Origin of the sequence: Silicimonas algicola (genome assembly GCF_003970735.1) — a bacterium.
Lineage (GTDB): Bacteria > Pseudomonadota > Alphaproteobacteria > Rhodobacterales > Rhodobacteraceae > Silicimonas > Silicimonas algicola.
Genome location: NZ_CP034588.1, coordinates 1,895,390 through 1,922,379 on the forward strand (window position 1 = coordinate 1,895,390; position 26,990 = coordinate 1,922,379).

At 67.1% G+C, this 26,990-nt stretch carries 25 protein-coding genes and 1 riboswitch; of the genes, 17 read left to right on the plus strand and 8 right to left on the minus strand.

The features are described 5' to 3' along the window. Positions 1 to 174 precede the first annotated feature (174 nt). The 3 genes from EF888_RS09395 to secG form a co-directional block, all read right to left on the minus strand. Positions 175 to 1,185 (minus strand): DUF4238 domain-containing protein, encoded by a 1,011-nt coding sequence (locus EF888_RS09395; protein ID WP_109758751.1) that lies wholly within the window; start codon positions 1,183 to 1,185, stop codon positions 175 to 177. Beyond that, positions 1,186 to 2,829, minus strand: coding sequence for a CTP synthase (locus EF888_RS09400; protein WP_109758752.1), 1,644 nt, complete (start codon positions 2,827 to 2,829; stop codon positions 1,186 to 1,188). A gap of 161 nt (positions 2,830 to 2,990) precedes the next feature. Beyond that, positions 2,991 to 3,377, minus strand: coding sequence for a preprotein translocase subunit SecG (gene secG / locus EF888_RS09405; RefSeq protein WP_109758753.1), 387 nt, complete (start codon positions 3,375 to 3,377; stop codon positions 2,991 to 2,993). 186 nt (positions 3,378 to 3,563) lie between these two features. On the opposite strand from secG, the gene EF888_RS09410 reads away from it, so the two are divergent. After that, positions 3,564 to 4,235 (plus strand): hypothetical protein, encoded by a 672-nt coding sequence (locus tag EF888_RS09410; protein WP_126918545.1) that lies wholly within the window; start codon positions 3,564 to 3,566, stop codon positions 4,233 to 4,235. Then, positions 4,232 to 4,924, plus strand: coding sequence for a hypothetical protein (locus EF888_RS09415; protein ID WP_109758755.1), 693 nt, complete (start codon positions 4,232 to 4,234; stop codon positions 4,922 to 4,924). Before EF888_RS09410 ends, EF888_RS09415 begins: the two co-directional genes overlap by 4 nt. Before the next feature lie 73 nt (positions 4,925 to 4,997). Here the strand turns inward: EF888_RS09415 and purD are convergent, their stop codons facing one another. After that, positions 4,998 to 6,263, minus strand: a complete 1,266-nt coding sequence (gene purD / locus EF888_RS09420) for a phosphoribosylamine--glycine ligase (RefSeq protein WP_109758756.1) — start codon at positions 6,261 to 6,263, stop codon at positions 4,998 to 5,000. A 75-nt stretch (positions 6,264 to 6,338) separates the two neighbouring features. Between purD and xseA the strand changes: the two genes are divergently transcribed. Further along, positions 6,339 to 7,838: an exodeoxyribonuclease VII large subunit gene (xseA, locus tag EF888_RS09425; protein WP_109758757.1), complete on the plus strand. Its 1,500-nt coding sequence runs from the start codon at positions 6,339 to 6,341 to the stop codon at positions 7,836 to 7,838. Positions 7,839 to 7,908: 70 nt separating this feature from the next. Here the strand turns inward: xseA and EF888_RS09430 are convergent, their stop codons facing one another. Continuing rightward, entirely contained in the window at positions 7,909 to 8,301 is a 393-nt protein-coding gene (locus tag EF888_RS09430; protein WP_109758758.1) for a hypothetical protein, read from the minus strand. A gap of 106 nt (positions 8,302 to 8,407) precedes the next feature. Between EF888_RS09430 and ftsY the strand changes: the two genes are divergently transcribed. Continuing rightward, entirely contained in the window at positions 8,408 to 9,526 is a 1,119-nt protein-coding gene (ftsY, locus tag EF888_RS09435) for a signal recognition particle-docking protein FtsY (protein WP_109758759.1), read from the plus strand. 20 nt (positions 9,527 to 9,546) lie between these two features. Here ftsY and EF888_RS09440 read toward each other — a convergent pair whose 3' ends face one another. Then, on the minus strand, positions 9,547 to 10,044 hold the full coding sequence (locus EF888_RS09440; protein ID WP_109758760.1) for an MgtC/SapB family protein: 498 nt from the start codon (positions 10,042 to 10,044) through the stop codon (positions 9,547 to 9,549). 65 nt (positions 10,045 to 10,109) lie between these two features. On the opposite strand from EF888_RS09440, the gene EF888_RS09445 reads away from it, so the two are divergent. Both EF888_RS09445 and EF888_RS09450 read left to right on the plus strand, forming a co-directional pair. Further along, positions 10,110 to 11,009 (plus strand): EamA family transporter, encoded by a 900-nt coding sequence (locus tag EF888_RS09445; protein WP_109758761.1) that lies wholly within the window; start codon positions 10,110 to 10,112, stop codon positions 11,007 to 11,009. Between the two features lie 25 nt (positions 11,010 to 11,034). Next, positions 11,035 to 11,643 carry an inner membrane-spanning protein YciB gene (locus tag EF888_RS09450; protein WP_109758762.1) on the plus strand — a complete coding sequence of 203 codons (609 nt, stop codon included), beginning with the start codon at positions 11,035 to 11,037 and terminating at the stop codon, positions 11,641 to 11,643. Here the strand turns inward: EF888_RS09450 and EF888_RS09455 are convergent. Next, a complete protein-coding gene (locus EF888_RS09455; RefSeq protein WP_109758763.1) occupies positions 11,640 to 11,975 on the minus strand; it encodes a PilZ domain-containing protein in 336 nt (111 codons plus the stop codon). The genes EF888_RS09450 and EF888_RS09455 overlap by 4 nt on opposite strands. Before the next feature lie 101 nt (positions 11,976 to 12,076). Continuing rightward, a riboswitch (SAM riboswitch) is annotated at positions 12,077 to 12,155 on the plus strand. A gap of 53 nt (positions 12,156 to 12,208) precedes the next feature. Here EF888_RS09455 and metZ point away from each other — a divergent pair. From metZ to EF888_RS09485, 6 genes are read left to right on the plus strand one after another with little or no spacing between them, the layout of a single operon-like run. Next, positions 12,209 to 13,393, plus strand: a complete 1,185-nt coding sequence (gene metZ, locus EF888_RS09460; RefSeq protein ID WP_109758764.1) for an O-succinylhomoserine sulfhydrylase — start codon at positions 12,209 to 12,211, stop codon at positions 13,391 to 13,393. Beyond that, positions 13,393 to 13,920 carry a GNAT family N-acetyltransferase gene (locus EF888_RS09465; RefSeq protein ID WP_109758765.1) on the plus strand — a complete coding sequence of 176 codons (528 nt, stop codon included), beginning with the start codon at positions 13,393 to 13,395 and terminating at the stop codon, positions 13,918 to 13,920. The genes metZ and EF888_RS09465 overlap by 1 nt, the downstream gene beginning before the upstream one ends. Then, the gene (locus EF888_RS09470; RefSeq protein ID WP_109758766.1) at positions 13,920 to 14,678 is read left to right on the plus strand and encodes a glutamine amidotransferase; all 759 of its coding nucleotides are present in this window, start codon (positions 13,920 to 13,922) and stop codon (positions 14,676 to 14,678) included. Before EF888_RS09465 ends, EF888_RS09470 begins: the two co-directional genes overlap by 1 nt. 53 nt (positions 14,679 to 14,731) lie before the next feature. After that, positions 14,732 to 15,832, plus strand: coding sequence for a GTP cyclohydrolase FolE2 (gene folE2, locus EF888_RS09475; protein WP_109758767.1), 1,101 nt, complete (start codon positions 14,732 to 14,734; stop codon positions 15,830 to 15,832). 59 nt (positions 15,833 to 15,891) lie between these two features. Further along, complete coding sequence (locus tag EF888_RS09480; protein WP_126918546.1) at positions 15,892 to 16,461, plus strand: DUF6151 family protein; 570 nt, start codon at positions 15,892 to 15,894, stop codon at positions 16,459 to 16,461. Positions 16,462 to 16,492: 31 nt separating this feature from the next. Next, positions 16,493 to 17,941 (plus strand): TrkH family potassium uptake protein, encoded by a 1,449-nt coding sequence (locus tag EF888_RS09485; protein WP_109758769.1) that lies wholly within the window; start codon positions 16,493 to 16,495, stop codon positions 17,939 to 17,941. 3 nt (positions 17,942 to 17,944) lie between these two features. Here the strand turns inward: EF888_RS09485 and EF888_RS09490 are convergent, their stop codons facing one another. Next, positions 17,945 to 19,639, minus strand: coding sequence for a serine protease (locus EF888_RS09490; RefSeq protein WP_109758770.1), 1,695 nt, complete (start codon positions 19,637 to 19,639; stop codon positions 17,945 to 17,947). Positions 19,640 to 19,789: 150 nt separating this feature from the next. On the opposite strand from EF888_RS09490, the gene EF888_RS09495 reads away from it, so the two are divergent. From EF888_RS09495 to EF888_RS09515, 5 genes are all read left to right on the plus strand, one after another. Beyond that, complete coding sequence (locus EF888_RS09495) at positions 19,790 to 20,731, plus strand: glycine--tRNA ligase subunit alpha (protein WP_109758771.1); 942 nt, start codon at positions 19,790 to 19,792, stop codon at positions 20,729 to 20,731. A gap of 4 nt (positions 20,732 to 20,735) precedes the next feature. Continuing rightward, complete coding sequence (locus EF888_RS09500) at positions 20,736 to 21,257, plus strand: DUF6446 family protein (RefSeq protein WP_109758772.1); 522 nt, start codon at positions 20,736 to 20,738, stop codon at positions 21,255 to 21,257. A 55-nt stretch (positions 21,258 to 21,312) separates the two neighbouring features. Continuing rightward, a complete protein-coding gene (locus EF888_RS09505) occupies positions 21,313 to 22,149 on the plus strand; it encodes a DUF1206 domain-containing protein (RefSeq protein ID WP_109758773.1) in 837 nt (278 codons plus the stop codon). A gap of 84 nt (positions 22,150 to 22,233) precedes the next feature. Beyond that, positions 22,234 to 24,315: a glycine--tRNA ligase subunit beta gene (glyS, locus tag EF888_RS09510; protein ID WP_109758774.1), complete on the plus strand. Its 2,082-nt coding sequence runs from the start codon at positions 22,234 to 22,236 to the stop codon at positions 24,313 to 24,315. 104 nt (positions 24,316 to 24,419) lie between these two features. Beyond that, a complete protein-coding gene (locus tag EF888_RS09515; RefSeq protein ID WP_109758775.1) occupies positions 24,420 to 26,984 on the plus strand; it encodes a putative PEP-binding protein in 2,565 nt (854 codons plus the stop codon). The last annotated feature ends 6 nt before the right edge of the window (positions 26,985 to 26,990 follow it).

Below are 26,990 nucleotides of genomic sequence, written 5' to 3' on the forward strand. Positions count from 1 at the left end.
ACCCTTAAGAGGGAGGATGTAGGGCGGCCCGGAGGGCGGTCATTCAACTGAGACATAGGAGCGACGAGGTCGGCGGAGGGTTGCCGAGGGGGGGTGGGGCGGGGTTCAGCCCACCGTGGCGTGGAGGGTTGGAGGGAGATTTGGTGGGGTGGAACCCCACCCTACGGGTGCTTGTTACACTGGACGAAATCGCTCGTAGGCTTCAGTTGTAACCCTCAATCCAACAAAATCATGAGGTTCGATGGTATGAGGGAGCGGAAAGTCGCGTGGCGGCATGCCAGAGAAATAATCCGCGAACGAGTCGCTAAGCCTCGGATAATGACGCTTAGATATTCTATTATTGACGAATACTAGTTGCTTGTCATCGGTCGCGAATACATATTTAACGGCGTTTTCCGTCACAAACATATTTACGAACCTCACCAATCCTTCCCCATCAATATGAATATCCTGATTGATCTGTTTTCTCTTACGGTGTGGTGTGAGAAACGCGTGAGGGCTTATGTTGCCTCGATATCCTAGCAGACACGTGCGAGGGCCGAGCGGCAGCAAAAAGGTTGAGAAATGGTGTCGTGTAGAGTAGGTTCTCAACAAGGGTCTGTCTGACGTCAGCAAAGTCAATCGCGTTTCTGGTAAGCTAATCACCCGCCAATTGAATTCCTCGTAGGATTTGGCGTGTGCTTCCATGACCTCTTTCAGGCTGGAGTACATGCTATGTTCAACGCCGGCTTGTGCCACTTTATCTGTGGCGGGGGTGAACGGGAAACTCTTTTCGAGAACGAAGGGTTCCGCGCGATTTGCGACATAGACCGCTTCAGTCCAATCTTTCCGAAGTCTCGCGATATCTTCGGGGCATCTGATTTCTAGAGATATGATAAACCTTGAAAAGTCTTTTATACACTCTCTGCTTAGCACACCCTTGTTATTCTCCAGCTCGAAAAGCGAGGATGCCCCTTTGTCATCAATATCCTTGAAAAATCTCTCCTCGACCGTCTGCTTATTAGGCTCAGAGGAGTACAGAAAGCTATAGAGGCCAAGCTGATAACCGGTAGCATTGGGATGAACTCTTCTGGGCCGAACTTGTGTCTTCCAAGGCCTACTGAACTCGCAAATCCTATCGTCGACCCCTGCCCACCTCTTTAGATAGAAGCTAGGAATGTAGTGATGTTTCTTTGGCTGTGGCACTCAAACCAACCTACTCACCTCAACCGCCGCCCTGACGAAATCCGCGAACAACGGATGCGGCGCAAACGGCTTGCTCTTCAGCTCCGGGTGGAACTGGACGCCGATGAACCAGGGGTGGTCCTTCCACTCCACGATCTCGGGCAGCCGGCCGTCGGGCGACATGCCGGTGAAGCAGAGGCCCGCGGCCTCGAGCTTGTCGCGGTATTTCACGTCGACCTCGTAGCGGTGGCGGTGGCGCTCTTCGATGACCGTCTCGCCATAGACCTGCGCGACCTTCGAGCCGGGCTTGAGGTTGGCGGTATAGGCGCCCAATCGCATCGTCCCGCCCTTGTCGTCGCCGACCTTGCGGCGGGCGACGTGGTTGCCCTGGACCCATTCCTTGAGGTGATAGACGACCGGCTCGAAGCGCTTCTTGCCGGCCTCGTGGTCGAATTCCTCGGACCCCGCAGTCTGGACGCCGGCCACGTTGCGGGCGGCCTCGATGACGGCCATCTGCATCCCGAGACAGATGCCGAGGTAGGGGATCTTCTTCTCGCGCGCGAATTGGGCGGCCTTGATCTTGCCCTCGGTCCCGCGCTCGCCGAAGCCGCCGGGGACGAGGATGGCGTGGAAGTTCTCGAGATAGGGGGCGGGATCCTCGCGCTCGAAGATCTCGGCGTCGATCCACTGCGCCTTGACGCGGGTGCGGTTCGCCATGCCGCCGTGGGTCAGGGCCTCGGCGATGGACTTGTAGGCGTCCTCGAGCTGCGTGTACTTGCCGACGATGGCGACGCGGACCTCGCCCTCGGCGTTGTCGAGCCGGTCCATCACGTCCTCCCACCGCGCGAGGTTGGGCTTCGGCGCGGGCGAGATGGCGAAGGCGTCGAGGACGGCCTGGTCGAGCCCGGCCTTGTGATAGGCCATCGGCGCCTCGTAGATCGACTTGAGGTCGTAGGCGGGGATGACGGCGTCGGGGCGGACGTTGCAGAAGAGCGCGATCTTGGCACGCTCCTTCTCGGGGATCGGCTGTTCGGAGCGGCAGACGAGGACGTCGGGCTGGAGGCCGATCGAGCGGAGCTCCTTGACGCTGTGCTGGGTGGGCTTGGTCTTCAGTTCACCGCTGGCGGCGAGGTAGGGCAGGAGGGTCAGGTGCATGAACACGCACTGGCCGCGCGGCTTGTCCTGGGAGAACTGGCGGATCGCCTCGAAGAAGGGCAGGCCCTCGATGTCGCCGACGGTGCCGCCGATCTCGCAGAGCATGAAATCGACCTCGTCGTCGCCGATGTGGAGGAAGTCCTTGATCTCGTTGGTGACGTGGGGAATGACCTGGATCGTCTTGCCGAGGTAGTCGCCGCGGCGCTCCTTCTCGAGAACGTTCGAATAGATGCGGCCGGACGAGATGCTGTCGGTGGCGCGGGCGTGGACGCCGGTGAAGCGCTCGTAGTGGCCGAGGTCGAGGTCGGTTTCGGCGCCGTCGTCGGTGACGAAGACCTCGCCGTGTTCGAAGGGGCTCATCGTGCCGGGGTCGACGTTCAGGTAGGGATCGAGCTTCCTCAGCCGGACGGAATAGCCGCGCGCCTGGAGCAGCGCTCCGAGCGCCGCCGAGGCCAGGCCCTTGCCGAGCGAGGAGACCACACCGCCGGTGATGAAGACGTACCTTGCCATGTGCGGACTGCTCCCGTGATGTGTGCTCGGTCGTGCCGCGTCCGGGGTCCGGATTTCGCAGCATCACGGGGCTCTACCCGTAGAGGATTCGCCCGGAAGCCGCAAGGGTTCGCCCGCAACATCTTGCGGGCATCCGCGTGGCGTTTCTAGTTCTTGTGGCGTCAGTCGGCCGGCGGCAGGGCCGCGCCGCCCGAGGTGCCGGGAGTGGCGTCGCCCGCGCCGGGGACCGGCGGCAGGAGCGAGCCGCCCGCAGGCAGGTCCGGCGTGCCCGAGGTCGACGGCGTGTCGACGCCGAAGCGATCGAGGACCGATCCCGAGGCGGACTTCTGCGCCGCGACGATGGTGAGCGCGATCGAGGTCGCGATGAAGGCGATGGCGAGGGCCCAGGTGACCTTGCCGAGCGCCGTCGCCGCGCCGCGCGCCGAGACGAGCCCGCCTCCTCCGCCGCCGCCGAGGCCCAGCCCGCCGCCTTCGGAGCGCTGCAGGAGGACGACGCCGATCAGGCCGAGCGCCAGGATCATGTGGACGATGAGGAGGACGTTTTCCATGTCTGGGCCGGGTCTCGTGTCAGGGTCGGGCGGTATCTATGCGAGGGGCCGGGGCATGGCAACCCCGGACGGGGAGGGAAGGGGGACGGGATGTGGGGACACGGCCCCGACGGTCCCGAAGCGCCGGCGAAGGTTCGAGACCATACTTCGTTGACTTTGTCCGTTGAGTGCCGAACGGTCTGACGCGTGAAATTTCCCGATGATGATAAACCGAGACGCCGGCTCGACCTGCGACTGCTCGTGATCGTCTCGATGATCCCGGTCTCGACCGGGGCGTCCGCCGAAACGGTCACACATCGGTACGAAAAGGCGAGCAAAGCCATATGCCTGTCGCATGAGGCCGGCGATGTCGACTTCTACCTCAAAGGTCGAGCGAGCCCATTTGGCAACGCACCCCGTTTTTTGGTTCCGGCGCCTTATCTGACACCAGACATAATGGACGATCCGGTGAGGACTGGTATCGGCGCAGCATATTTTCCGTTGGATGATCTCACGTATGCGGGCCGGATCAGGGAACGGACAAATCCCCCGCCGGGCGCCTGCCTAGAGGAGCCGTTCGATCACGGGCTGATCTCTCTGAAGACCAATGAAGACTACAATCCGCAGGAGCAGGTCCCAGCCCGCTGCCGCGTGCTGCCTCTTGATCTGCAGCTCGTGCCGGAAGACAAATCCATACCGCTGGCAATGCGGTGCCCGCTGTCGCCCCGCACGGGTGCCTGCGAAGCGAGTTACCACATGGGAAACGGGTGGGAAGCGCAGTTCCTGGTTTCCGTCGGGGACATTCCCGAGTGGGAAGACCACGTCCAGCGCGTGACGGATTTCTTCGAGAACAGTTTAGAGGAATGTGAGCCGGAATGACCTGCGTCACCCTCGCCTGCCTTGCCCGCGGAGACGTCTCTGGGCATTCCCTGCTCTACACGAGACTGCTCGTGATCGTCTCGATGATCGCCGTCTCGTCCGGAGCGTTCGCCGAAACGATCAAACATCGGTACGAGAAGGCAAACAAACCTATATGCCTGTCGCATGAGGCCGGCGATGTCGACTTCTACCTCAAAGGTCGAGCGAGCCCATTTGGCAACGCACCCCGTTTTTTGGTTCCGGCGCCTTATCTGACACCAGACATAATGGACGATCCGGTGAGGACTGGTATCGGCGCAGCATATTTTCCGTTGGATGATCTCACGTATGCGGGCCGGATCAGGGAACGGACAAATCCCCCGCCGGGCGCCTGCCTAGAGGAGCCGTTCGATCACGGGCTGATCTCTCTGAAGACCAATGAAGACTACAATCCGCAGGAGCAGGTCCCAGCCCGCTGCCGCGTGCTGCCTCTTGATCTGCAGCTCGTGCCGGAAGACAAATCCATACCGCTGGCAATGCGGTGCCCGCTGTCGCCCCGCACGGGTGCCTGCGAAGCGAGTTACTACATGGGAAACGGGTGGGAAGCGCAGTTCCTGGTTTCCGTCGGAGACATTTCCGAGTGGGAAGACCACGTCCGGCGGGTGACGGATTTCTTCGAGAACAGTTTTGAGGAATGCGAGCCGGAATGAGCCGGACCACCCTCCGCCTTGCCAGCGGAGATGTCTCCCGGCTTTACCGCGTTTTCATCGACCGCAGACTGCCTCAGGGCAGCGCGCGCCAGCCGATGTCGCGGCGGCAGAAGCCGCCGGGCCAGTCGATGCCGTCGATCATCGCGTAGGCGGCGTCGCGCGCCTCGGCCAAGGACGCGGCGCGCGCGGTGACGTTCAGGACCCGGCCTCCGGTGGCGACGATGGCGCCGTCGCGCGCCTCGGTGCCGGCGTGGAAGACCATGCGGAAAGAGTCCTCGGGCATCGCATCCAGCCCCCGGATTTCGCTGCCCTTGTCGTAGGCACCGGGATAGCCTGTGGCGGCCATGACGACCGTGATCGCGTGGTCGTCGGCCCAGTTCACGCGCGTCTCGGCAAGCCGCCCCTCGGCTGCGGCCTGCATCAGGTCGAGCGCCTGCGCGCCGAGGCGCATCATCAGCACCTGGCATTCGGGGTCGCCGAAGCGGGCGTTGTATTCGACGAGGCGGGGGGTGCCGTTCTCGATCATCAGCCCGGCGTAGAGGACGCCCTGATAGGGGGTGCCGCGCTTCGACATCTCGGCCAGCGTGGGTTTCACGATCTCGTCCATGGCGCGCCGCGCGATCTCGTCGGTCAGGACGGGGGCGGGGGAATAGGCGCCCATGCCGCCGGTGTTGGGGCCGGTATCGCCGTCGCCCACGCGCTTGTGGTCCTGCGCTGTGCCTATGGCGAGGGCGTCCGTGCCGTCGCAGAGGACGAAGAACGAGGCTTCCTCGCCCGACATGAACTCCTCGATCACGATGTCCGCGCCGGCCTCGCCGAACTGGCCGCCGAGCATCTCGTCGATGGCGGTCTCGGCCTCCTCCTCGGTCATCGCGACGACGACGCCCTTGCCGGCGGCGAGGCCGTCGGCCTTCACGACGATGGGGGCGCCCTGCTCGCGGATGTAGGCCTTCGCGGGGTCGGTCTCGGTGAAGCGGGCCCAGGCGGCGGTGGGAGCGCCAGCGGCGTCGCAGATCTCCTTGGTGAAGCTCTTCGAGGCTTCGAGGCGGGCGGCCTCGTTCGAGGGACCGAAGACGAGGAAGCCCGCGCCGCGCAGGTCGTCGGCCACGCCCGCAGCGAGGGGAGCCTCCGGGCCGACGATGACGAAGTCGATGGCGTTCTCTTCGGCGAAGGTCGCCACCGCGCCGCCGTCGAGGATGTCGAGTTGGGCGCAGTCGGCGATGGCGGCGATCCCGGCGTTGCCCGGCGCCACGATCAGCTTGTCGCACTTCGGGTTCTGGAGCACCGCCCAGGCCAGCGCGTGCTCGCGTCCGCCGCCGCCGAGGATCAGGATATTCACTGTGCGCGCCCCCTTCGCTATGGTCGGCGCCGATAGACACGAAACGCGCCTGCTAGACAAGCGCGAGGGGAGCCGATGGACCTGTTCGAGCATGTGGGCGACGGCGGCGGCGCAGGCGACAACACGCCCGAGTTCACCGTGTCGGAGATCGCGGGCACCGTGCGCCGCATCCTCGAGGGCGAGATGGCCCATGTGCGGGTGCGGGGCGAGGTGGGCCGCGTCGTCCATGCGCGGTCCGGGCATCTGTACTTCGATCTGAAGGACGACAAGTCGGTCCTGTCCTGCATGACCTGGAAGGGGCAGATGGCGGGTCTCGACCTGATGCCCGAGGAGGGGATGGAGGTCATCGCCGAGGGCAAGATGACGGCCTCGGGGTTTTCGTCGAAGTACGGGCTGAACGTCACGCGGATCGCCGTCGCGGGCGAGGGCGCGCTGATGGCGATGCTCGAGCGGCGGAAGAAGGCGCTGGCCGCCGAGGGGCTGTTCGCGGCCGAGCGGAAGAAGCCGCTGCCGTTCCTGCCCGAGATCATCGGGGTGGTGACGTCGCCTCAGGGTGCGGTGATCCGGGACATCCTGCACCGGCTGAGGGACCGCTTCCCGCGCAAGGTGATGATCTGGCCGGTGGCCGTGCAGGGCAAGGAGTGCGCGCCGCAGGTCGCCGCCGCGATCCGGGGCTTCAATGCGCTGACGCCGGGGGGTGCCTTGCCGCGCCCGGATCTCATCATCGTGGCGCGGGGCGGCGGGTCGATCGAGGACCTATGGGGGTTCAACGAGGAGATCGTGGCGCGGGCGGCGGCGGAGTCGGCCATCCCGCTGATCTCGGCGGTGGGGCACGAGACGGACACGACGCTGATCGACTATGTGGCCGACCGCCGCGCGCCCACGCCGACGGCTGCGGCCGAGATGGCGGTGCCGGTGCGGGCCGAACTGATCGCCTGGACGCGCGAGCAGGAGGCGCGGCTCTTGCGCGGTGTGCGGCAGGGGGTCGAGCGGCGGCGTCAGCGGCTGTCGGATCTCTCACGCATCCTGCCCCGGCCCGAGACGCTGCTGTCGGACCCGCGCCAGAGGCTCGACCGGGCCGAGGCACGGCTGGGTGCGGCGCTGGAGCGGTCGGCGGCGCGGAAGCGGAAGACCTTCGAGGCGGTGGCGGGGGCGTTGCGGCCTGCGGCGCTGAGGGCGCGGTTGAGGGAGGCGCAGCGGCGGCTGGACACCTGCGGCGGGCGGCTGGCGCCGGCGCTGACGCGCGATGTGGCGCTGCACCGCGACCGGCTGGGAAAGGTGCGGCTGCGGGCCGAGCCGCTTGTGCTGCGGCTGGGACGCGGGCGCGACGCGCTGGCGCGGGCGGCTGCCGCGCTGGACCGCTGCGAGGCGCAGGGGCGCCTTCGGCGGCGGGACCGGCTGGACGCGCTCGGGCGGATGCTGGGGACGCTCAGCTATCAGGGGACGCTGGCGCGGGGCTATGCGGTGGTGCGCGACGGGGCCGGGGCCGTGGTGACGGAGGCAGGTGAGGCGCGGAAGAACGAGGCGCTGGAGATCGAGTTCCGCGACGGTCGGGTGCCGGTGCGGCGGGGCTGACCCCTGGCCGCCGCGAAGGCGCGGAGGGTTGGGATGCGTATTTCTGGCAAGATGAAGCGGGAGGGGTGGTCTAGACGCCCACCTCGGGACCGAGGCAGATGAGCGGGCCGTCGCGGCGGCTGGTCTCGTAAAGTTCGGTGACGCCGGGGTCGTTCTCGAACTTCGCCAAAAGGCGGCCGTCGCGCTGGTAGAAGGTCCAGCACTGGACCTCGGGGATGGTGTCATAGACGAAGCAGATCTGCTCGCCCGCCTCGTACCAGCGACCCTCGGCGCAGTCGCCGTCGAGGTAGGACCAGCGTACGCGGCGGCCTTCGAAATATTCCTCGGCACCGTATTCTCCGCCCGACGAAGCGTAGGAGAGGGTGCGCCCGGTGACGATACGCTCGAACTCGGCGGCGGAGAGCGGGGTTTCGGCCAGGGCCGGCGTTGCGGCGAGGAGGGCTGTGAGGACGAGGGCGCGCATGGGCCGAGAGTGACATGGTGCGCGGGCGCAGGGAAGGGGTGGCACGCGGCGGCGGCGCCCTCCCGCCGGGCTTCCATCTTCCGCACACGCGGATTAGGTGGAAGTCATGGCATTCTTCTCGAAGCTCAAGGACCGGCTCTTCAAGTCCTCGTCGAAGATCGACGAGGGGCTCGAGGCCATCGTCGAGGACGGCGGCACGGAGGAGGCGGCGGCGACGCCGGAACCCGCTCCCGACGTTCCGCCCGCACCTCCGCCCTCGCCTACGCCCGCCGCGCATCCGGCGCCACCGCCCGTCGAGGCGATGACGCCCGCGCCCACGCCCGCGCCGCCGCGCGACAGGGGCGGGTTGCTGGGGCGGCTTACGGGCCGCGCTGCGCCCGAGACGGTGGTGCGCCGGACGCTCGACGACGACATGCTGGAGCGGATCGAGGAGCTTCTCATCACCTCGGACATGGGCGTCGAGACGGCCGCAAGGGTGGCCGCGAACATGGCCGAGGGGCGCTTCGGGCGGAAGTTCTCGACCGAGGAACTGAAGGCCGTGATGGCGGGCGAGATCGCGCGCATCATGGAGCCGGTGGCGAAGCCGATGCCGCTTTACGCCAAGCGGCCGCAGGTGGTGCTGGTCGTGGGCGTCAACGGCTCGGGCAAGACGACGACGATCGGGAAGCTCGCCAGCCAGTTCCGCGCGGCGGGCAAGTCGGTGGTGATCGCGGCGGGCGACACCTTTCGCGCTGCCGCCGTCGAGCAGCTTCAGATCTGGGGCGACCGCGCGGGCGTGCCGGTGATGACGGCGCCCGAGGGGTCGGACCCGGCGAGCCTTGCCTTCGACGCGATGGCGCGGGCCGAGGCCGAGGGCGCGGACCTTCTGATGATCGACACCGCAGGGCGGCTGCAGAACCGGCAGGACCTGATGGAGGAGCTTGCCAAGATCGTCCGCGTGATCCGCAAGAAGGATCCCGAGGCGCCGCACAACACGATCCTCGTCCTCGACGCGACGACGGGCCAGAACGCGCTGAGCCAGGTCGAGATCTTCCGCAAGATCGCCGACGTCACAGGCCTCGTGATGACCAAGCTCGACGGCACGGCGAAGGGCGGTGTGCTGGTGGCTCTCGCCGACCGCTTCGGGCTGCCGATCCACGCCATCGGTGTGGGCGAGCAGATCGACGACCTGTCGCCTTTCGATCCCGAGGACTTCGCCAAGGCCCTGACCGGGGCTGGCGCGTGAGGCTCGACTTCTGTGGCGCCTCAGGCGTAGGGGTCCTCGTGAGTGCCCATCAGACGCTCCAACTGGCGGATGACGGTCAGAATTACGATGACGATGACCGTCGCCATCGCGGCGAGCGGGATCTGTCCCGCACCGCAGGCGAGACCGACCGCACCGGCGAGCCAGAGCGTGGCGCCGGTGGTGATGTTACGGACCTTTCCGCCCGAGGTGAAGATGAGGCCCGCAGCGAGGAAGGCCACGCCCGCCGTCACCGCCTCGATCAGGCGGAGCGGGTCCTGGCGCTGCGAGCCCTCGTCGCCGAAGGAGATGGACGACAGCTCGATGCCCACGACGACGAAAAGGCAGGCGGCGATCGAGACGAGCATGTTGGTCCGAAGGCCCGCCGGCTTTTCGCGCCGCTCGCGCTCGAAGCCGATGACCGCCCCGAGGAGGACGGCGGCGAGAAGGCGCGTCGCCGCGATCTCGAAAGGCACCCTGCTGAAGGTGCCGGTGAATTCGTCGACGATGGTCTCGATCATGTCTGTCCCGTCCGTTTCGCGCGACACAACGCACGATACCCCGTTCCGGTTTCGGCGACAGGGGGGTGAGCGAATGGCTGGTCTCTCTCGAGGGCACCGAAGCCGGACGGCACCTGGCGCTGGCGCTCGCCTTGCAGGCGGCGTTCCTGCACGCGCTTTTCGGTGCGTTGCAGAAGGGAAAGACGGACCCCTGGACGGCGCGCGCCGCGATCGACGCCTGCTATGTCGTGATGGCGCTTCCCATGGCCCTGTTCCTGGTGCCCGCGCCGGAGCCGGAGGTCTGGCCCTTGTTCGCCGGCGCCTGGGCGATTCATGTCGGCTACAAGCTCGCGCAGGGCGCGGCCTATTCGGCGGGCGCCTATACCGTCGTCTATCCGGTGGTGCGGGGGTCGTCGCCGGCCTTCACGCTGGTGGGCGCGATGCTGGTCTTCGGCGAGACCTTCGCGCCTCTGCAATGGCTGGGCGTCGCCGTGCTTATGGGCGGGATCCTTGGGCTTGCGCTTTACAACCTGCGCCACATCGTGGTGGACCGGGCGAAGCTGCCCCTGGCGCTTGGACTGGCGGTGATCACGGGCGGGTTCGTGGCGCTTTATACGACGTGGGACGCCTATGCGATCCGCGCGACGCCCGATCCCTTCACCTTCATCGCCTGGTTCTTCCTCATCGACGGGATCACCATTCCGGTGGGCTATATGGTGTTGCGGCGGGGGCGGCTGCCCCGGCCTCTCGGCCCGGTTCTGCGGCTGGGCGTCCTTGGCGCGGTGGTGGCGTTCCTGTCCTTCGGGGGGATCATGCTGGCCACGCGGCTCGACAAGGTGGGCGAGGCTGCGGTGCTGCGCGAGACGAGCGTCGTGTTCGCGGCGTTCCTCGGGTGGATCATGCTGGGCGAGGGCGTGGGACCGAGGCGGCTTCTGCTGATCGTGCTGATCGCGGCGGGGGCGGTACTGGTGGAAATGGGCGGATGACGTCGATGACAGGAAAAGGTGTGCGATGAGCGGTAAGGAAATCAGCCCGGTGGTGAAGCAGGTCCTGGAACTGGGGCCGCCGCTTCTGTTCTTCGTCGCCTACCTCTACATGAGGGACGAGACCTATCTCATTGGCGGGCGAGAGTATTCCGGCTTCATTGTCGCTGCCGCGGCCTTCGTGCCCATCCTTCTGCTGTCGCTTGCGATCCTGTGGCGGCTGACGGGAAAGCTGAGCCGGATGCAGGTCTTCACCGTCGTGATGGTGGTCGTCTTCGGCGGGCTGACGGTGTGGTTCAACGACGAGAGGTTCTTCAAGATGAAGACCACGCTGGTCTACGGGCTGTTCGCGCTGATCCTGGGTGTGGGGCTTCTGCAGGGGCGGTCGTACCTCGCCTGGGTCATGTCGGAGTTCCTGCCGATGACGCACGAGGGCTGGATGAAGCTGACCTGGCGTCTGACGCTGTTCTTTGCGGCGCTGGCCATCGGCAACGAGATCGTCTGGCGCACGATGTCGACGGACGCCTGGGTCAAGATCGAGACCTTCGGTTTTCCGCTTCTGATGTTCCTGTTCCTGTGGATCCAGATCCTCGCCCTGCAGCGTCACATGATCGAGGACGAAGGCGGGGACGCCTAGCGGTACTCGGCCAGGTCGTCGTCGGCGGCTTCGAGGGCCACGAGAAGGTCGCGGTCGAGCCGTTCGGCCAGGTGGACCCCGGCCTGACCGTTCTTCCACCAGTGGACGATGGCGGGGATGCGGGTTCCCAGAACCTCGACTGCGCCGGCGGTGCCGGGGGCGAGCGCCTCTTCGACCTCGAGCCGCATCCCGTCGTAGCTGACGTCGCGGATCGTGATGCGGAGGCGGCTGCCCCCATCGCGGGTTTCGGCGTCCCGGTGAAACCAGGCCTCGACACAGGTGCGGCGGCGGTTCGGGCTGAACCGCCTGTTGAATGTCTCTCTCATCATCATGTGGCGCGCTCCCGGCCGGTCGGGCGCAGGGTAGGGCGGCGAAGGTTAAGGATTGGCTGATCCCCCAAGTCTCTTGACGAGACCAGCGCGGAGGTCTAGCAGGCCCGCACCGTGGCGATTTGTTCACCGGATTGCGGGCCACGTTAAACATTCCGCTAAAGAGGTCTGGGACGGACTTCCGCCCCCGGCGCTCGTGCGGTGGGGGCTTTTTGTTGTGGAAAGGAGGCGTCCCCATGTCGAAGAAGGATTGGAAGCGCAGGACGACGCTGGTTCACGGCGGCATCCGCCGGAGCCAGTACAACGAGGTGTCGGAAGCCATCTTCCTGACGCAGGGCTTTGTCTACGAAAGCGCCGAGCAGGCGGCGGCGCGGTTCGAGAAGGCGGGCGAGGACGAGTTCATCTATGCCCGCTACGGCAACCCGACCGTGCGGATGTTCGAGGAGCGGATTGCGGCGCTGGAGGGGGCCGAGGACGCCTTCGCGACGGCCTCCGGCATGGCGGCGGTGAATGCCGCGCTGACCTCGATGCTGCGGGCGGGAGACCATGTCGTCTCGGCCCGCGCGCTGTTCGGGTCGTGCCTCTACATCCTCGAGGAGGTGCTGACGCGCTATGGCGTCGAGGTGACCTTCGTCGACGGTACCGACCTCGACCAGTGGCGGGCGGCGGTCAGGCCGGGGACGAAGGCGGTGTTTCTCGAATCGATGTCGAACCCGACGCTGGAGGTCATCGACCTGGAAGCGGTGGCGCGCATCGCGCATGACGCGGGCGCGCTGGTGATCGTGGACAACGTCTTTTCGACGCCGGTCTTTTCCCGCGCCATCGCGCTGGGCGCGGACGTGGTGGTCTATTCCGCGACAAAGCACATCGACGGGCAGGGGCGCGTCCTTGGCGGCGTGGTCCTCGGGACGAAGGATTACATCCGCAAGACGCTGGAGCCGTATCTCAAGCACACCGGCGCCGCGATGAGCCCGTTCACCGCCTGGCTGCTGCTGAAGGGGCTGGAGACGATGGACCTGCGCGTCCATGCTCAGGCGGATGCGGCGTTGAAGGTGGCGCAGGCGCTGGAGGGCGATGCGCGGCTGGCGCGGGTGATCTATCCGGGGCTGGAAAGCCATCCGCAGCACGCCCTTGCCATGCGGCAGCTCGAAAAGGCGGGGACGGTGATTTCCCTCGACCTGAAGGGCGGGCAGGAAGCGGCGTTCCGGTTCCTCAACGCGCTCGAGATCGTCGTGATTTCGAACAACCTGGGCGACGCGAAGTCGATCGTGACGCATCCCGCAACCACGACGCACCAGCGCCTGAGCGACGACCAGCGCGACGCGCTTGGCATCACGCGGGGGCTCGTGCGGCTGTCGGTCGGGCTCGAGGATGCCGACGACCTGATCGACGACCTGAAAGCCGCGCTGGACGCGGTCTGATGGACGTCGTGGTGAGGTCCGGCCGCGCGGAGGATGTCCCCGCGCTGCCCGAGGTGTTCCATGCCGCCGTGCAGGCGGCGGAGGCCTACAGCGAGGCGGAGCGCGCAGCATGGTCGCCCGCCGTGCCGACGGTCGAGGCGTGGACCAGACGGCTCGACGGCCTGGACGTTGTCGTGGCCGAGGTCGGGGGCGAAGTCGCCGGGTTCATGTGCCTGAAGGATGACTTGCTGGACCTCGCCTATGTCCATCCCACCTTCGCGCGGCAAGGCGTGGGCCATGCGCTTTACGCCGTGGTCGAAGGCCGCGCGCGGTCGGTCGGGGTGACGCGCCTGAGGACCGAGGCGAGCCTGGTGGCCGAGCCGTTCTTCCTCCGTCACGGCTGGCGCGTCGTGCGGCGGCAGGAAGTGGTGCGCAACGGGGTCGCGTTGCGCAATGCGGTGATGGAGAAGGTGCTCCCGGTCCCGGACTGGCAGGAGGCGGCAGCCGCCCCCATATCCGAAGCCTCGAACGCTCGAGCGGAAACCTGATGACGCGCGTCCTTATCCTTCAACTCCGCCCCGAGGACGAGGCGTCGGACGGCGAGTTTCGCGCCTTCCTCGACAAGGGCGGGCTGGACGAGAGCCAGGTGAGGCGCATCCGCATGGAGCAGGGACCGCTGCCCCGCGACGTCTCCCTGGACGATTTCGGGGCGGTGATCGTGGGCGGCGGGCCGGGTTGCGTCTCGGACGACCCGGCGACACGCGATCCGGTCGAGGCGCGCGCCGAGGCCGAGCTTCTGGCGCTGATGCCCAAGATCGTCGGGCGTGACTTGCCCTTCCTCGGCTGCTGCTACGGCATCGGGCTTCTGGCGCATCACCTGGGCGGCGAGGTCTCGAAGGCGCAGTACGGCGAGCCTGTGTCGGCCGTGACCTGCGAGGTGACGGAGGAGGGACGCTCCGATCCGCTGTTGCGGGGTCTGCCGGATCGGTTCGCGGCGCTCGTCGGCCACAAGGAGGCCGTGCAGGCGCTGCCGCCGGGAGCGGTTCACCTTGCGGGGTCGGAAGGTTGCCCGTTCCAGATGATCCGCGCGGGGCGGAACGTCTATGCGACGCAGTTCCATCCCGAGGCGGACGGGCAGGTCTTCGCGGACCGAATCCGCATCTATCGCAACCGGGGATACTTCGACCCCGAGGCGGCAGAAGATCTGACCCGTGCCTGCCTCTCGGCCGAGGTCACGGTGCCGGAGCGCATCCTGCGGCGTTTCGTCGAGACATACGTAAGATCCGGCGTACCTTCCCCTTCGTAAAGAAACGGCAAGGACGACGGGATATCCTCGCGGGACACGAAGGGGAAAGACGGATGACCATTCACTCGAAGCCACTGGGACGGGACCTGACGCCGGACGACGCCGCCGAGGCGCTGTCGGTCCTGCGCGACTGGGCAGGACAGGCGACGGCGGACGAGGTCGAGCGGCTTGATCCCGCCCTGCGCGCGCTGCTGGTCGGACGGTCGAACGGCTATCCCGACTTCTCGCGCGCCTATCCGGTCGACTTCCTGTCGGACGAGGCCTATCGCGCCACGCTGCCCGACCTGCAGAACGGTCCCGAATCCCTGATCCGGGGCGCGAGGTCCAAGATCCAGCACGTCGGCATCTCGAACTTCCGGCTGCCGGTGCGATTCAAGGTTAAGAGCGGTGGCGAGCGGCTTGTCGACGTCTCGGTGACGGGCACGGTCAGCCTCGACGCGGGCCGCAAGGGCATCAACATGAGCCGCATCATGCGCAGCTTCTATGCGCATGTCGAGCGCGCCTTCAGTTTCGAGGTGATCGAGTCGGCGCTCGACGACTATTGCGCGCACCTCGATGCCGAGGATGCGCGGATCCAGATGCGGCTGTCCTATCCGATGGAGGTGGCGAGCCTGCGCTCGGGCCTGAAGGGTTGGCAGTATTATGACCTGGCGCTGGAAGTGGCGCAGCAGGACGACGAGCGGCTGCGGGTGTTGCACCTCGATTACGTCTATTCCTCGACCTGCCCCTGCTCGCTGGAACTCTCCGAACACGCGCGTCGGACGCGCGGGCAACTGGCGACGCCGCATTCGCAGCGGTCGGTCGCGCGGCTGTCGCTGGCTCTGGAACCCGACGCCGGCACGCTTTGGTTCGAGGATGCGGTGGCGCTGTGCCGCCGCGCGGTGCCGACCGAGACGCAGGTGATGGTCAAGCGCGAGGACGAGCAGGCCTTCGCTGAACTGAACGCGGCCAACCCGATCTTCGTCGAGGATGCGGCGCGGCTTTTCGCCGAAGCCATCGAGGCCGATCCGCGCATCGGCGATTACCGCGTGGTGGCGAGCCATCAGGAAAGCCTGCACAGCCATGACGCCGTGTCGGTGCTGACCGGCGGCCCTACCTTCGCCCAGGCGAGCCTCGATCCCCGCCTCTTCGGGACGCTCGTGCATCCGGGCTGAGGGCGCTTGCCCGGTCGCGGGTCGCTGCTAGAGTGGCGGCCCGCGTGGAGAGGCTTCGGATGACGGATCGGACGTGTGACTGGCGGTGCGACTGCGGCAAGATGCACGCCCGCATCGGCCTGTCTAAGGGAACGCGCATCGTGTGCGCCTGCAAGGACTGCCAGGCCCACGCGCGGCACCTGGGGCGCGGCGACAGGATGGACGCGCGGGGCGGGACCGACCTACTTCTGACGACGGTGGACCGGGTCGAGATGCTGGAGGGGCAGGAACACCTCCAGTCCCTGCGGCTGACGAAGAAGGGTCCGATCCGCTGGTACGCCGGATGCTGCGGGACGCCTTTCGTCAATTCCGCCGGAACGCCCGGCGTGCCGCACGCGGGCGTCATCGCCTGGAACCTTACCCCTCGGGATGCCTTGCCGCCGCTCGCCGCGCGCATGATGGACAAGGGCTCGCCGAAGAGCGGCGCACTGGCCGTCGTCGGCGCCATCGTGCGACACCTGTCGCATGTCGCGGGCGCACGGCTGTCCGGGCGTTACAAGGCGACGCCCTTCTTCGATGCCAAGGGCGCGCCGGTGTCCGCGCCGAAGGTTCTCGACGAGGCGGAACGGCGTGCGGCCTACCTTGGCTGACCTTGCCGAACGGCAGGGACAGGGGTCCCGCATGATCGACTTCCGGCCCGTCGGATACATCATCGGCCTCGTCGTCGCCGCCATCGGCGCGTCGATGGTCCTGCCGATGATGGCAGACCTCGCCGCCGGGAACGACGAGGCGGGCGTCTTTCTCGAAGCCGCCGTCGTCACCATCCTTACCGGCGGGCTGATCGCGCTGGCCTCGGCCAACTCGGTCTCGGGCCGGATGGAGAACCGCCAGCTTTTCCTTCTGACGACGATGGTCTGGGTGGTGCTGCCGCTTTTCGGGGCGATCCCCTTCATGCGGGGCGCCACCGACGCCAGTTTCACGGACGCCTATTTCGAGGCGATGAGCGGCGTGACCACGACCGGCGCCACGGTCTTCGTGGGGCTCGACGACCTCCCGGCGGGGATCCTGTTATGGCGGTCGATGCTGCAATGGTTCGGCGGCGTCGGCATCATCGTCGTCGCGATGGCCTTCCTGCCGGAGCTTCGGGTGGGCGGGATGCAGATCTTCCGCTCGGAAGCCTTCGAAACCGACGGCAAGGTGCTGCCCCGCGCGGCCGAGATCGCCTCGCGCATCTCGATCGTCTACGTGGGGCTGACGATCGCCTGCGTGCTGTCCTACCTCGCCAGCGGCTTCACCTGGTTCCACGCGGTCAACCATGCGCTGACGACGGTGTCGACCGGCGGGTTCTCGACACACGATGCGTCCTTCGGCAACTACCAGGGGGCGCCCGAGTACGTCGCCTCGGTCTTCATGGTGCTGGCAAGCCTGCCCTTCGTCCGCTACGTCCAGATCCTCGCGGGGTCGGCGCTGCCGTTCTACCGCGATGTCCAGATCAGGGCCTATTTCTGGCTGATCGCCCTCCTGATTGCGGTCATGACAGCCTATCGACTTCTTGCGAATGGCGATCACTTCACACACGCTCTCAGGGAAGCGACGTTCAACATCACCTCGATCATCACCGGAACCGGCTACGCCAGCGTCGACTACCAGCTCTGGGGACCGTTTCCGGTCGTGCTGTTCTTCTTCATCGGGCTGATCGGGGGATGCGCGGGGTCGACCTGCTGTTCCGTCAAGATCTTCCGCTACCAGATCCTGATCGCGGCCATCGCGACGCAGATCCGGCGCATCCACAGCCCGAACGGGGTGTTCCAGATCCGCTACGGCGGGCAGACGCTGACCGAAGACGTGCTGTCGTCGGTGACGGCGTTCCTGACGCTGTTCTTCGTGTCGCTCGGGGTGTTCTCGGTGCTTCTGTCGGCGACGGGGCTCGATTTCGTGACGTCGGTGTCCGGGGCCGCGACGGCCATCGCGAACGTGGGACCGGGCCTTGGTCCCATCATCGGACCCGCCGGCAACTTCAGCACGCTGAACGACATGGCGAAATGGATCCTGACCTTCGCCATGCTCTGCGGCCGGCTTGAGTTGATGGTCGTCTTCGTCCTCTTCACCTCGCGGTTCTGGCGCGGCTGAGGCTCAGTTCCAGCAGGACACCAGCACGGTCAGGTCGGTGGCGAGAAGCGCCAGGTCCTCGGGCGCCATCAGGTCTCCCATCGCGGTCTCGTCGGGAGCGATGCCGTTCGCCGCAAGGAAGTCGGACAGGGCAGGAGCGTCGGCGGCGAAGGCCACGTCGCCTGGAAGCTGGCGGTCGCCCGCGCGCGGGGCGAGGAGCATCCCCACCACGGCGCCCGAGCCGTCGAAGACGGGGCCGCCCGCATCGCCGGGCTCGTTCGAGACGTCGAGACGCTGCACACGGTCGTCGCCGTCGAGGCCCTTCACGTCGGCGAGCGTGCCGAAGGACAGGACCGGCGCCGACAGAAGCCCGCCGTAGCTGTAGCCCGCCACGGCGATGTCGGACGCAAGCCGGGGCTCGTTCGTCGAGAGGCGCGCGACCGACAGGGGGGCGAGCGACTCGCGGGGTGTCAAAAGGGCGAGGCCGAGCGCGTCGTCACGCGCCGTCACCTGCGCCTCGACCTCGCCGTCGAGCGTCACGCGGGCGCATTGCGCGACGGCGCCCGAGGTGGTCAGGACAGTGCCCGAGCCGTCGATGTAGAAGCCCGAGGCGGTGGTGCCGGGGCGGCGGATCTCGAGGCCCGAGAGAAGGTCGATGTTCTGGATCGCCGTGCCTTCGGTGTCGGGCAGGACGCCTTCGAGAGGCGTGAAGCTGTCGCGCATCCGGGACAGGGCCAGGCGGAAGCGCTTTTCGTCGCCGGCGGGCCAGGCCAGGGTGAAGCCCTTGACCGCGCCGCCGGTGAGGCGCGCGTAGGTATAGGACTGGGTCGTCGCGTTCGTGCCCTCGATGGTGAACTCGGATTGGGTAAGCTCACGCTCTCCCTCGATCGGCACGATCTCGAGCGTCTGGAGGATGTCGTAGAGCGCGCCGAGCGTGTTCGCGTCGCCCGCCTGGCTGATGAGGACGACCCGCACGCCGTCGTCGGTTGCGGGCGCATAGTGCGCGAAGGGCGACTCGTAGCGGTCGAAGCGGACGAGGCCCGCAGGCATGTCGACCTGGATGCCCGCCCGTTCGTCGATCACGGGGGTAAGGCCAAGCGCGTCGAGGACGCCGAGATAGCCGTCGACGAGTTCGCGCCGCTGGAGCGTCGTGAGGATGCCGGTCGGCTCGTAGCCGTTGAGCTGCTGCCAGTCGGCCATCGCCCGGCGGGTGCCGGGACCAAAGGAGGCGTCGATCACCGAGGAGTAGACGCCTTCCCACTGCATCGCGGTCTGGATCAGGGCGCGGTCCTCGCGGGTGAGCTCTGCCTCGCTGCGGCGGGCCTCGGCAGGGGTCTCCTCGCCGGCTTCGAGGACGGGCGGCGGGGTAAGGGGCGCGGCGGGCGCGGTTGCGGCGACGCCGGTGCCGAAGATGCGGTCGCGGAACGAGCGCCCGTCTGACACGAAGGCGTCGGACGGCACGGCGCGGGAGGCCCGCAGTTCAAGAAGGCGCTGGCGCGCTTCGGCTTCGGAATAGGGGCCGAGGGCGATGGCGTGCCAGTTCGAGCGAAGCCGGAAGGCGTTCACGTCGGGAAGCTGGGCGGCATAGGCGTTGGCGCGCGAAAGGGCTTCGCGTTCCGTAGGTTGCGCCTCGATCTGCACCCAGGATTGCTGCGCCGAGGCGGTCCCGGCCAGGAAGATGCTCAGGCAAATGGCTGCGATGACCCGCCAAACGTTCATACCGATCCCGATCCTTGGAGGCCCCCCGGGGCGCCGATTGCGGCTGTTCTAGAGAAAGGCTGGACCGAGTGCGAGGGGTTTCAAGGGGGTCAGATTGACCCCGTCGGGCCTGTTGCCTATTGAGAACGCGAGTTGCGAGAGGTTCCGCCCATGTCCGCCCACAGCCCGTCCGACACGGTGCGCCCGAAGAGCTTCCAGGAGATCATTCTCAGGCTTCAGAGCTATTGGGCGTCGAAGGGCTGCGCGATCCTGCAGCCCTACGACATGGAGGTGGGCGCGGGCACCTTCCACCCCGCGACGACACTGCGGGCACTTGGCAGAAAGGCCTGGGCCGCGGCCTATGTCCAGCCGTCCCGGCGGCCGACCGACGGGCGTTATGGCGAGAACCCGAACCGGCTTCAGCACTATTATCAGTACCAGGTGCTGATAAAGCCGTCGCCGCCGGATCTTCAGGCGCTCTATCTCGGCTCGCTCGAGGCCATCGGCATCGACGCCGCGCTTCACGACATCCGCTTCGTCGAGGACGACTGGGAAAGCCCGACGCTCGGCGCCTGGGGGCTTGGCTGGGAGGTTTGGTGCGACGGGATGGAAGTGTCGCAGTTCACCTATTTCCAGCAGGTCGGCGGGCACGATTGCAAGCCGGTTTCGGGCGAGCTGACCTATGGGCTGGAACGACTTGCGATGTACGTCCTCGGCATCGATCACGTCATGGAGATGCCGTTCAACGACCCTCAGTCGCCGATCCCGCTGAGCTATGGCGACATCTTCCGGCAGACCGAGCAGGAGTATTCTCGGTGGAACTTCGACGTGGCGGACACGGACATGCTCCTGAAGCACTTCGAGGACGCCGAGGCCGAGTGCCGTCGCATCCTCGAGGCGGACGACGTCGATCCCAAGACCGGCAAGCGCATCGTCATGGCGCATCCGGCCTATGACCAGTGCATCAAGGCGAGCCATCTCTTCAACCTGCTCGATGCGCGCGGCGTCATCAGCGTGACCGAGCGCCAGGCCTATATCGGGCGGGTGCGGGCTTTGGCGAAGGCCTGCGCAGATGCCTTCGTCACGACCGACGCGGCCGGGGCGGCGGCGTGAGGGCATGAGCGGGAAAATCGTCGCCATGATCCTCGTGGTCTCGGGCCTGATCGCCGGCGCGGCGATGTACTATTTCCAGGTCTACGCCTTCTACGACACCGTCTCGGCGGAGGACTCCGAGGTGTTTCTTACGTCGGTGGCGACGGGAGCGCCCGAGGCGATCGGGGCCGAGTCCGTGCGCGCCATCGACGCCGACAGCTCCCCCCTGCGCTACCGGGCCTGTTTCGAGACCGGGCTGAGCCAGGCGATGCTGACCGAAAGCTATGTCGTCTATGAGGGTGCGGTGCCGAACGTGGCACCGGGCTGGTTCGACTGCTTCGACGCCGCTGCCATCGGTGCAGCACTGGAGGAGGGGACGGCGACGGCCTTCCTGGGCGAGGGCAACATCCATTACGGCTTCGACCGCGTGGTTGCCATCGGCGAGGACGGACGCGGCTTCGTCTGGCACCAGATCAACGCCTGCGGCCAGGCCTTCTTCGATGGAGATCCCTTGCCGCAGGGCTGTCCGGCTCCTCCCGAGCAGTAGCCTCGGCGGAACCGAATGCGTTGGCAGGCGCTTTGTCCGGCAGGAGGACGCGCCGATGTCAGACACTGCACCGAACTGGGTCGTACCGATGATGCGGGTGGGATACAGCGCCCGCGCCGCGGTCTATGCTGTGCTTGGCGGGCTGACGCTGGCCGCGGCCTGGGCCGGCGGTCAGACCGAGGACACCCAGGGGGCGCTGGCGAGGCTCAGGGACGAACCTTTCGGCAACGCGCTCCTCTGGCTCATCGGGCTTGGGCTTATCTGCTTCGCCGCCTGGCGGCTGGTCGCGGCGTGGTACGATCTCGAGAGGCGTGGCGACGACGAGAAGGGGGTCTTCGCGCGCGTCGCCCTCGTTGTGTCGGGCATCTGGTACGGCGCGCTTGGCGTGTCGGTCATCGCACTCGCGCGGGGGAACTCCTCGGGCGGGGGCGACTGGACCACGAAGATGATGGGGATGCCCTTCGGCAAGTGGATCGCGGCCGCGGTGGGCGTGGCCCTCCTCGGCGTGGGTGCCTTCCACCTCTACAAGGGCTGGGCGCGCACCTATGAGCGCAACATCCGCGTGACACCCACGACGCGGCGCCTTGACCCCGCGATGCGCGCCGGGTTCGTGGCCCATGCCATCGTCGTGGGGATCGTGGGCGCGTTCCTGGTTGTCGCCGCCCTGCAGTCGGACCCGAGCGAGGCCAAGGGCGTCGGCGACGCGCTGTCCTATGTGCGCGGCATGGCGTTCGGGCGGGTGCTTCTGGGGCTCCTCGGACTCGGGCTGCTGGGCTATGCGCTCGAGAACGCCATCGAGGCGATCTACCGCATCGTGCCGCGTTGCGCGGGACCGGATGTGCAGACGATCAGCGACTGGGCCGAGGAAAAGGCCCGCCAGGCCGGGGCCTGACGCACCGGGTCCGGGACTGGACGGGGGCGGGAGGGACGGCTATCCACCGCCCCTGAACCCTGAGCTGAACCGGACCCATCCCCCATGCCCGATCTTCTGATCGAACTCTTCTCCGAGGAAATCCCCGCGCGGATGCAGCGGCAGGCGGCGGAGGATCTGCGCAGGCTGATGACGGACGGTCTGGTCGAGGCGGGGCTGACCTATGCCCATGCCGCCGCCTTCGCCACGCCGCGCCGTCTTGCGCTGGCGGTCGAGGGGCTACTGGACCGTTCGCCCGCATTGCGGGAGGAGCGCAAAGGTCCGCGCACCGACGCACCGGATCAGGCGCTGGAGGGGTTCCTGCGTTCGACGGGTCTGACGAAGGACCAGCTTCAGGCGCGGGACGACAAGAAGGGCCAGGTCTGGTTCGCGGTGGTCGAGAAGCCCGGGCGTCCTGCGGCCGAGATCGTGGCCGAGGTGCTGGAGCGCACGGTGCGCGATTTCCCCTGGCCGAAGTCGATGCGCTGGGGCGCGGGCACCCTGAGGTGGGTGCGTCCGCTGCACTCGATCCTCTGCCTTGTGACCGATGAGGCGGGCGAGGCGACGGTGGTGCCGGTCGAGATCGACGGCATCCGGGCCGGCGATACCACGCGCGGGCACAGGTTCATGGCTCCGGGTGCGTTCCGCGTGTCGTCCTTCGACGACTACGTGGCGAAGCTGAAGCGGGCGCATGTGATCCTCTCGGCCGAGGAGCGCGCCGAGCATATCTGGCACGACGCGACGCAGGCGGCCTTCGCGCAGGGGCTGGAGCTGGTCGAGGACAAGGGCCTTCTGGCCGAGGTCGCGGGCCTCGTCGAATGGCCGGTGGTGCTGATGGGCGAGATCGGGGCGGAGTTCCTGGACCTGCCGCCCGAGGTGCTGCGGACATCGATGAAGGAACACCAGAAGTTCTTCAGCGTCACGGACAAGGCGGGCCGCATCGTGCGCTTCGTCACCGTGGCCAACCGCGAGACGGCGGACGATGGCGCGACGATCCTGAAGGGCAACCGCAAGGTGCTGTCGGCGCGGCTGTCGGATGCCAAGTTCTTCTGGGAGAACGACCTGCGCGTGGCGAAGGCAGGGATGGGCGAGTGGCTGGAGGCGCTGAAGGCGGTGACCTTCCACAACAAGTTAGGATCTCAGGCCGAGCGCATCGAGCGCATCGCGGCTCTGGCGCGGGAGTTAGCACCCCTGGTGGGTGCGGACCCGGAGAAGGCCGAGACGGCGGCGCGGATGGCCAAGGCCGACCTGTCGTCCGAGATGGTCTACGAGTTCCCCGAGTTACAGGGGGTGATGGGGGCCTATTACGCCAAGGCCGCCGGGCAGGGCGAGGATGTGGCGGCGGTGGCGCGCGAGCATTACCAGCCGCTCGGTCCGTCCGACGACGTGCCTTCGGCGCCCTTGTCGGTGGCCGTTGCGTTGGCCGACAAGATCGACACGCTGACGGGCTTCTGGGCGATTGACGAGAAGCCGACGGGGTCGAAGGATCCGTTTGCGCTGAGGCGGGCGGCGCTGGGGGTGATCCGGTTGATTGCAGCTAACGAATTTCGAATTGCCCTGAACGATATGTTTCAGCGAGCTAACGAGATTGCTGGCCCACGAAGTAACGCTTTCGCGGACATCAATGAAATGAGGAGCTTCCTCCATGACCGCCTCAAGGTCTACCTCCGCGACCGGGGCATCCGGCATGACGTCATCGACGCCTGCCTCGCCATGCCGAACGCGGACGACCTGACCCTTCTCGTCCGTCGCGCCGAGGCGTTGCAGGCCTTCCTCGACACCGAAGACGGGGGCAACCTTCTCCAGGGCTTCCGGCGCGCGCACAACATCCTGACGCAGGCGCAGGAGAAGGACGGGGTCGAATACTCCTACGGCCCCGATCCCAAATTGGCCGAGACGGACGAGGAACGCGCGCTTTTCGCCGCGCTCGACGACGCGCAGGCGAAGATCGCGCCCGCCATGCAGTCCGAGGATTTCGGCGCGGCGATGGCTGCTCTCGCCGACCTCCGCGCGCCGATCGACGCCTTCTTCGAGGCGGTGCAGGTGAACGCCGAGAGCCAGATCCTGCGGCGGAACCGGCTGAACCTCCTGCACCGCATCAGCGCGCTCTGCCTCGGCGTCGCGGACCTGACGCGGCTCGAGGGCTGACGCGAGGTTCCGGCAACGGACGGGCGCCGATAACGATTTAGACGCACGGCTTCCTTGATCGCGGACGATTAGCTTCTATCCTGCGCAGCGAAGGAATCGCCGCAGTGCAGAAACCATTCGAGATCGAAGACTTCGTCGTCATCGACGAAACGGCGCCCGTCGCGAACGATACGCACGGCGGACGCGCGAAGTGCCTGCAGCGGCTGATCCGGCTCGACCTTCCCGTTCCGCTGACCGTGGCGCTGTCCTTCGCGACGGTGCGACGGCTCGCGAGCGGAGGGCAGGTCGACACCGCCGCCATCCTGCGGAACTTCGGGGCCGCGCCCCTGGTTTCGGTCAGGCCGTCGTCCGAGGATCCCGACTGGGGCGGGCCGGGGGCGATCCTGAACATCGGCATGAACGATGCCCGGCACGCGGAACTGGCGAACCTCCTGGGCCACGCCGCCGCCGATAGGCTCTATGTCCGTTTCGTGCAGACCTATTCGGTGCAGGTCGCGCGTCTTGACCCCGACAGCTTCGAGGCGCCGGACGATCCCGACGGGTCGACCCTGACCGCCATGCTCGACGCCTACGAGGCCGAGATGGACGAACCTTTCCCGCAGGACCCGGCGCGACAGCTTTCGGATGTGCTGAAGTCGATGGCGCGCGCGTGGGAAGGCACCTCGGCCCGGCTTCTGAGGCAGGCGCGCGGCGCGCCGGCGGAGGCTGGTCTCGGCCTCGTCGTGCAGCGCATGGCGCCCGGCATGGGCCCGCCCGAAAGCGGCTCGGGCGTGATCCAGTTCGTCTCGTCCGACACGGGCCTGCCGCAGATCACGGGGCGCTACCTCGGCCAGAGCCAGGGGCGCGACGCGCTGTTCGACGAAAGCGCCGTGTACCTGACCCGCGACCCGCGCGGCCCGTCTCTGGAAGAAATGTACCCCGAGGGCTTCGACCGCCTGATGCAGTACGGCGCGACCTGCCGTCAGCGCCTGAAGGAAGAGATGCAGATCGAATTCGCCCTGGATGCCGGGCGGCTGTCGGTCCTTGACGCCGTGCGCGTGCAGCGCACCGCGCGGGCCGCTGTGCGGATCGCCGTGGCGATGGCCGAGGATGGGGCCATAGAGCGCGAGGAGGCAGTCCTGCGGATCGAGCCCGGGTTCCTCGCACACCTCATGCACCGTCAGGTCGACCAGAAAGCGGCGCGCGACGTGATCGCGACAGGCGTCGCCGCCAGCCCCGGCGCCGCCACCGGGCGCATCGTCTTCACCTCGGCCGCGGCACAGGCCGCCGCCGCGCGCGGCGAAGCCACGATCCTCGTCCGCCGCGAAACCTCGCCCGAGGACATCCGGGGGATGCACGCGGCCCACGCGGTCCTGACCGAACGCGGCGGCATGACCAGCCACGCCGCGATGGTGGCGCGCGGTCTGGGCCTGCCGGGTGTCGTCGGCGCGCACGGGATCGCCCTGAACCGGCGCGCGCGGACGCTCACCACGCCGGATGGCCGGGTCCTGAACGAGGGCGACCTCGTCACGGTCGATGGCACGACGGGAACGGTCCTTGCCGGCGCGGTGCCGCTCCTGGAGCCGAACCTCGACGACAGCTTCCGCACGCTCCTCCATTGGGCCGACGAGGTGCGCGACATCGGCGTGCGCGCCAACGCCGACACCTATGCCGAGGCGAAGATGGCGCTGACCTTCGAGGCCGAGGGCATCGGGCTCTGCCGGACGGAACACATGTTCTTCGAGGAAGACCGTTTGACGCTGATGCGCGAGATGATCTTCGCCGAGACGGCCGAAGGCCGCGCGGCTTCGCTGGAGCGCCTTGTGCCCATGCAGGTGGCGGACTTCTGCAAGCTCTTCGAGGTGATGGCGGGGCGCCCGGTCTGCATCCGGCTGTTCGATCCTCCGCTGCACGAGTTCCTGCCGCAGTCGCGCGACGGGCTGCGGGATCTGGCCGACGCCATGGGCCTGCCCCTGTCGCGCGTGACGCGGCGGGTCGAGGCCCTGTCCGAGTTCAACCCCATGCTGGGCCTGCGCGGGGTCCGCCTGGGCATCACGATGCCCGAGATCTATGAGGCGCAGGCGCGCGCGATCTTCACCGCGACGATCGAAAGTTCGACGCCCGAGATGCCCGTCGTGCCCGAGATCATGATCCCGCTCGTTTCGGCCAAGCGCGAGGTCGAGCTTGTCCGGGGCCGGATCGAGGGCATCGCGGCCGCCGTGCGCTCCGAAACGGGGGCCTCGTTCGACTATCGTCTGGGCGTCATGGTCGAGACGCCCCGCGCGGCGCTTCGCGCGGGCGAGATCGCGCCCCATGTCTCGTTCCTGTCCTTCGGCACGAACGACCTGACCCAGATGACCTATGGATTGTCGCGCGACGACGCGGGGCGGTTCATGTCGGTCTATGTCCAGCAGGGCATCTTCACGGAAGATCCGTTCCACCGCCTCGACGTCGAGGGCGTGGGAGAGCTTCTGCAACTGGGCGCCTCGCGGGGACGTGCGGTCCGGCCCGACATGAAGCTGTCGATCTGCGGCGAACACGGCGGCGACCCCGAATCCATCGCCTTCTGCCGTGCCGCGGGCTTCGACTACGTCAGTTGCTCGCCCTTCCGCGTCCCCGGCGCTCGACTGGCCGCCGCGCAGCTTGCGCTCCGCGACAAAGAGATATTTTCCCGACCATTGATCGATTAATGGAAT

Coding starts and splice junctions, on each gene's coding strand:
- EF888_RS09485 (WP_109758769.1), top strand. CDS start 16,493: ATGATCGACTTCCGGCCCGTCGGATACATCATCGGCCTCGTCGTCGCC.
- EF888_RS09500 (WP_109758772.1), top strand. CDS start 20,736: ATGAGCGGGAAAATCGTCGCCATGATCCTCGTGGTCTCGGGCCTGATC.
- ftsY (WP_109758759.1), top strand. CDS start 8,408: ATGGCATTCTTCTCGAAGCTCAAGGACCGGCTCTTCAAGTCCTCGTCG.
- xseA (WP_109758757.1), top strand. CDS start 6,339: ATGGACCTGTTCGAGCATGTGGGCGACGGCGGCGGCGCAGGCGACAAC.
- EF888_RS09505 (WP_109758773.1), top strand. CDS start 21,313: ATGTCAGACACTGCACCGAACTGGGTCGTACCGATGATGCGGGTGGGA.
- EF888_RS09465 (WP_109758765.1), top strand. CDS start 13,393: ATGGACGTCGTGGTGAGGTCCGGCCGCGCGGAGGATGTCCCCGCGCTG.
- EF888_RS09440 (WP_109758760.1), bottom strand. CDS start 10,044: ATGATCGAGACCATCGTCGACGAATTCACCGGCACCTTCAGCAGGGTG.
- secG (WP_109758753.1), bottom strand. CDS start 3,377: ATGGAAAACGTCCTCCTCATCGTCCACATGATCCTGGCGCTCGGCCTG.
- EF888_RS09455 (WP_109758763.1), bottom strand. CDS start 11,975: ATGATGATGAGAGAGACATTCAACAGGCGGTTCAGCCCGAACCGCCGC.
- EF888_RS09450 (WP_109758762.1), top strand. CDS start 11,035: ATGAGCGGTAAGGAAATCAGCCCGGTGGTGAAGCAGGTCCTGGAACTG.
- metZ (WP_109758764.1), top strand. CDS start 12,209: ATGTCGAAGAAGGATTGGAAGCGCAGGACGACGCTGGTTCACGGCGGC.
- EF888_RS09400 (WP_109758752.1), bottom strand. CDS start 2,829: ATGGCAAGGTACGTCTTCATCACCGGCGGTGTGGTCTCCTCGCTCGGC.
- folE2 (WP_109758767.1), top strand. CDS start 14,732: ATGACCATTCACTCGAAGCCACTGGGACGGGACCTGACGCCGGACGAC.
- EF888_RS09495 (WP_109758771.1), top strand. CDS start 19,790: ATGTCCGCCCACAGCCCGTCCGACACGGTGCGCCCGAAGAGCTTCCAG.
- EF888_RS09480 (WP_126918546.1), top strand. CDS start 15,892: ATGACGGATCGGACGTGTGACTGGCGGTGCGACTGCGGCAAGATGCAC.
- EF888_RS09470 (WP_109758766.1), top strand. CDS start 13,920: ATGACGCGCGTCCTTATCCTTCAACTCCGCCCCGAGGACGAGGCGTCG.
- EF888_RS09430 (WP_109758758.1), bottom strand. CDS start 8,301: ATGCGCGCCCTCGTCCTCACAGCCCTCCTCGCCGCAACGCCGGCCCTG.
- glyS (WP_109758774.1), top strand. CDS start 22,234: ATGCCCGATCTTCTGATCGAACTCTTCTCCGAGGAAATCCCCGCGCGG.
- EF888_RS09415 (WP_109758755.1), top strand. CDS start 4,232: ATGACCTGCGTCACCCTCGCCTGCCTTGCCCGCGGAGACGTCTCTGGG.
- EF888_RS09490 (WP_109758770.1), bottom strand. CDS start 19,639: ATGAACGTTTGGCGGGTCATCGCAGCCATTTGCCTGAGCATCTTCCTG.